Origin of the sequence: Geodermatophilus obscurus (assembly GCF_900143215.1) — a bacterium.
In the GTDB taxonomy this organism is placed as follows: Bacteria; Actinomycetota; Actinomycetes; order Mycobacteriales; family Geodermatophilaceae; genus Geodermatophilus; species Geodermatophilus obscurus_A.
Genome location: NZ_FRDM01000084.1, coordinates 1 through 3507, shown reverse-complemented (window position 1 = coordinate 3507; position 3507 = coordinate 1). Strand labels below are relative to the sequence as shown.

Annotated in this window: 6 protein-coding genes and 1 pseudogene; 4 read left to right on the top strand and 3 right to left on the bottom strand. The window is 74.9% G+C overall.

The window, feature by feature from the left end; translation table 11 throughout:
* Positions 1-155: ArsA-related P-loop ATPase (locus BUB17_RS24975; RefSeq protein ID WP_280173916.1), on the bottom strand; the 155-nt coding region annotated here is incomplete at its 3' end.
* A gap of 114 nt (positions 156-269) precedes the next feature.
* Here BUB17_RS24975 and BUB17_RS27240 point away from each other — a divergent pair.
* From BUB17_RS27240 to BUB17_RS24965, 3 genes are all read left to right on the top strand, one after another.
* Positions 270-443: a Sp36 family protein gene (locus BUB17_RS27240; protein WP_175561487.1), complete on the top strand. Its 174-nt coding sequence runs from the start codon at positions 270-272 to the stop codon at positions 441-443.
* Between the two features lie 7 nt (positions 444-450).
* The gene (locus BUB17_RS24970; protein ID WP_072921516.1) at positions 451-924 is read left to right on the top strand and encodes a RidA family protein; all 474 of its coding nucleotides are present in this window, start codon (positions 451-453) and stop codon (positions 922-924) included.
* 132 nt (positions 925-1056) lie between these two features.
* A complete protein-coding gene (locus BUB17_RS24965) occupies positions 1057-1851 on the top strand; it encodes an NUDIX hydrolase (protein ID WP_072921514.1) in 795 nt (264 codons plus the stop codon).
* 68 nt (positions 1852-1919) lie between these two features.
* Here the strand turns inward: BUB17_RS24965 and BUB17_RS24960 are convergent, their stop codons facing one another.
* A complete protein-coding gene (locus tag BUB17_RS24960) occupies positions 1920-2594 on the bottom strand; it encodes a Crp/Fnr family transcriptional regulator (RefSeq protein ID WP_072921512.1) in 675 nt (224 codons plus the stop codon).
* A gap of 315 nt (positions 2595-2909) precedes the next feature.
* Positions 2910-3152, bottom strand: a complete 243-nt coding sequence (locus BUB17_RS24955; RefSeq protein WP_083606603.1) for a hypothetical protein — start codon at positions 3150-3152, stop codon at positions 2910-2912.
* Positions 3153-3307: 155 nt separating this feature from the next.
* On the opposite strand from BUB17_RS24955, the pseudogene BUB17_RS24950 reads away from it, so the two are divergent.
* Positions 3308-3507, top strand: a pseudogene (locus BUB17_RS24950) (endonuclease III); the annotation flags it as partial.

The following is a 3507-nucleotide window of genomic DNA, read 5'->3' as shown; positions in this document are numbered from 1 at the left end:
AGCGGCGGGGTGTCGAACAGCTGGGCGATGCCCTGGCGCCCCTCGGTCTCCACCAGCAGCACCTGGCGCCCGTCGGCGGCGAGGGCCAGCGCGAGGGCCGCGGCGACCGTGGTCTTGCCGGTCCCGCCCTTCCCGGTGACGACGTGACAGCGCACAGAGGAGGGGACGGGACTCACGGACACGAGCGTAGGAGGAGCCCGCCACCCGGGCCTCCCGCAGCCGTGTGCGGCCCGACACGGTGCGGACACCGCTGCGCTAGCGTCGCGCCCATGAGCGAACCGGCCCGCGCGAAGTGGGAGTACGCCACCATCCCGCTGCTGATCCACAACACCAAGGCGATCCTCGACTCCTGGGGCGTCGACGGCTGGGAGCTGGTCACCGTGCTGCCCGGCCCGGGCGGGGCCGACCAGCCCGTGGCCTACCTCAAGCGCCCCGTCGGCTGACCGGGTCATGACCAGCCCGCAGACCTCCAGCTGGCACGCCCGGCTGGCCGAGCTCGGCATCCGGCTGCCCGCGGTCGCCGCACCGGTCGCCGCCTACGTCCCGGCAGTGCGCAGCGGCCAGCTGGTCTACACCTCCGGTCAGCTGCCCTTCGTCGACGGCGGTCTGCGCCGCACCGGCAAGGTGGGCGGCTCGGTCGACCCCGAGGACGCCGCGCACGACGCCAAGCTGTGCGCGCTGAACGCTCTCGCCGCGATCGACGACCTGGTGGGACTGGACTCGGTGGCCCGCGTCATCCGGGTGGTCGGCTACGTCGCCAGCGCGGAGGGCTTCACCGGCCAGCCGCGGGTGGTGAACGGGGCCAGCGAGCTGCTCGGCCGGGTCTTCGGTGACGCCGGCCGGCACGCGCGCAGCGCCATCGGCGTGGCCGAGCTCCCGCTGGGCGCCCCCGTCGAGGTCGAGCTCACGGTCGAGCTGCGATGAGCGGCGACATCGTCGCCGTACCGGGCGACACCGCGGCCACGTGCCGTCCCCCAGCGGCACTGAGCGAGTCCTCGTGATCCCGGCGGGGAGCCTCCGGCCCCCACACCGGGACCACGACCTCGCAGGGCGACCATGATCTCCGTGCCCAAGCAGGCGGCGACGGTGCTGCTGCTGCGGGACGGCGCCCCCGGGCTGGAGGTGTACCTGCTCCGGCGCACCCGCGGAATGCCGTTCGCCGGTGGGATGACCGCGTACCCGGGTGGCGGCGTCGACCCGCGGGACGGCGACGTCGAGACCGCGTGGGCCGGTCCCTCGCCCGCCGAGTGGGCGCACGCCTTCGGCTGCGACGAGCGGACCGCGCGCGAGCTGGTCTGCGCGGCGGTCCGCGAGACGTTCGAGGAGGCCGGCGTGCTGCTCGCGGGGGCGGCCGACGGCGGCGACGTCGTGCCGGACGTCTCGGGTGAGGACTGGGAGGCGCAGCGCCAGGCCCTGCTGGCCCGGGAGCTGTCGCTCGCCGAGCTGCTCGCCGACCGCGGGCTGGCCCTGCGCTCGGACCTGCTGCGGCCCTTCGCGCACTGGATCACCCCGCCGGTCGAGCCGCGGCGCTACGACACCAAGTTCTTCGCCGCGGCGCTGCCGGTCGGCCAGGAGGCCCGGCACGTCACCGGTGAGGCCGACCAGGTCAGCTGGCTGACACCGTCCGCGGCGCTGGCCGAGATGACCGCCGGCACCCGGCCGATGCTGCCGCCGACGATCCACACCCTCGGGCAGCTCGAGCCCTTCGCCGACGTCGCCGCCGCCCTGGCGGGGTCGCCGCCGGAGCCGCTGCACCCGATCTGCCCCTCGTTCACCGAGGAACCCGACGGCCGCTGGGCCGTCCTGCCCGACGGCACGCGGATCCGGATGGTCGTGCCGCTACCGAGCTGACCGCGAGCGGCCTCCCTGCAGGGACCCATCGCGAGCGTGCGAGTGACAGGGGGCAGGGAGGTCCCTTCTCACCTCGCGCGGCGGCGCAGGCGTTCCTCGTCGAGGACGACGACCGACTTGCCCTGCAGCTGGATCCAGCCGCGGTGCACGAAGTCGGCCAGCGCCTTGTTGACCGTCTCGCGGGAGGCGCCGACGAGCTGGGCCAGCTCCTCCTGGGTCAGGTCGTGCTTGACCCGCAGCCCCTCGCCCTCGCGGCTGCCGAACCGGTCGGCCATCTGCAGCAGCGCCTTGGCGACGCGGCCGGGGACGTCGGTGAAGATCAGGTCCGCGACCGAGTCGTTGGTGCGGCGCAGCCGGCGGGCCAGCACGTGCAGCAGCCGCTCGCCGACCTCGGGGTGCGCCTCGATCCACGGGCGCAGCACCGCCTGCGGCATGCGGGCCAGCTTGACGTCGGTGACCGCGGTGGCGGTCGCGGTGCGCGGGCCGGGGTCGAAGACCGACAGCTCACCGAACTGGTCGGAGGGGCCCATCACGGCCAGCACGTTCTCGCGGCCGTCGGGCGACCGGCGGGACAGCTTGATCTTGCCGGACATGACGATGTAGAGGCTGTCGCCCGGCTCGCCCTCGTTGAAGACCACGCGGCCGCGCGGGAGCGTCACGGTCTCCAGGCGGCTCGCGACCGGGTCCACCGCCTCTTCCGGCAGCCCCTGGAAGAGCCCCGACTGGGCCAGCACCTCGTCCACTACGCGTCCTCTCGCACACACACCTGGGAACACCGGCACGCGGCCGGCCCGGTCAGCAGCCGCGTCGTCGCGGCGCCGTCCGCAGAGAGTCTAGGGGCCTGTGCGCGTCGTCACCCGATCGGCGGGACAGCCCGCCACCCCGGGGAGTGAGGACGGCCACCCTGCTGGGTCCCGTCGCGAGCCCGGGAACGTGCTGGAACGGCCCCCCGCAGGCTCCCGCCGCCGGCCTCGTCCCGAGGCTCGTCCCGAGGCTCGTCCCGAGCCTGCGAGGGATGAGGACGGAGTCCTTCCACGGTGGGGGCAGGGGGTCCTTCTTCAGACCACGGGCGGCTCGGCCTGGCGACGCACCCGCGATGCGCGACGTCGCCGCCAGCGGGCCATGGCGCGGCGGATGCCGGAGTTGGCCAGGGTGTCGACCTCGCCGGCGCTGGCGGTGGAGAGGAACTCGGCCACCTCACGAGGGCCGGCCGGCCGGCGCAGTGGCTCCTCGACGCGTTCCATCACCAGCAGGAAGGCGATGACCAGGGGCGGGAACAGGATGACGATGAGGGCGACCACCGGCTCCTCCTCTCTCCTCGTCGCAGCACGCGGACCGGGCCGGCCGGCTCGCGCCTGCACTCCTGTGTACCCCGGGACCTCGCGTGCAACGCCCGGCGACGGCGGTCGCGATGATGGCACGGGCCCTGTCAGCCGGTCCGCCTACCCTCGACCGCGTGTCCTCGCCCGCCTACGCCCGGCCCGTCCCGCCGCGCGCCCGCCGTGCCGCTGCCCGGGGCGGCACCCCGTTCGACCCGCAGGAGTCGCCGCTGGCGCGCACCCGCCGGGCGCGGCGGATGGCCCGCGAGCTGGCGCTGATCCACCCCGACGCGCACTGTGAGCTCGACTTCACCAACGCCTTCGAGCTGCTGGTCGC

Bases quoted from the DNA above. Each gene is read 5' to 3' on its own strand.
- BUB17_RS27240 (WP_175561487.1), top strand. From the start codon at position 270: ATGAGCGAACCGGCCCGCGCGAAGTGGGAGTACGCCACCATCCCGCTG.
- BUB17_RS24970 (WP_072921516.1), top strand. From the start codon at position 451: ATGACCAGCCCGCAGACCTCCAGCTGGCACGCCCGGCTGGCCGAGCTC.
- BUB17_RS24965 (WP_072921514.1), top strand. From the start codon at position 1,057: ATGATCTCCGTGCCCAAGCAGGCGGCGACGGTGCTGCTGCTGCGGGAC.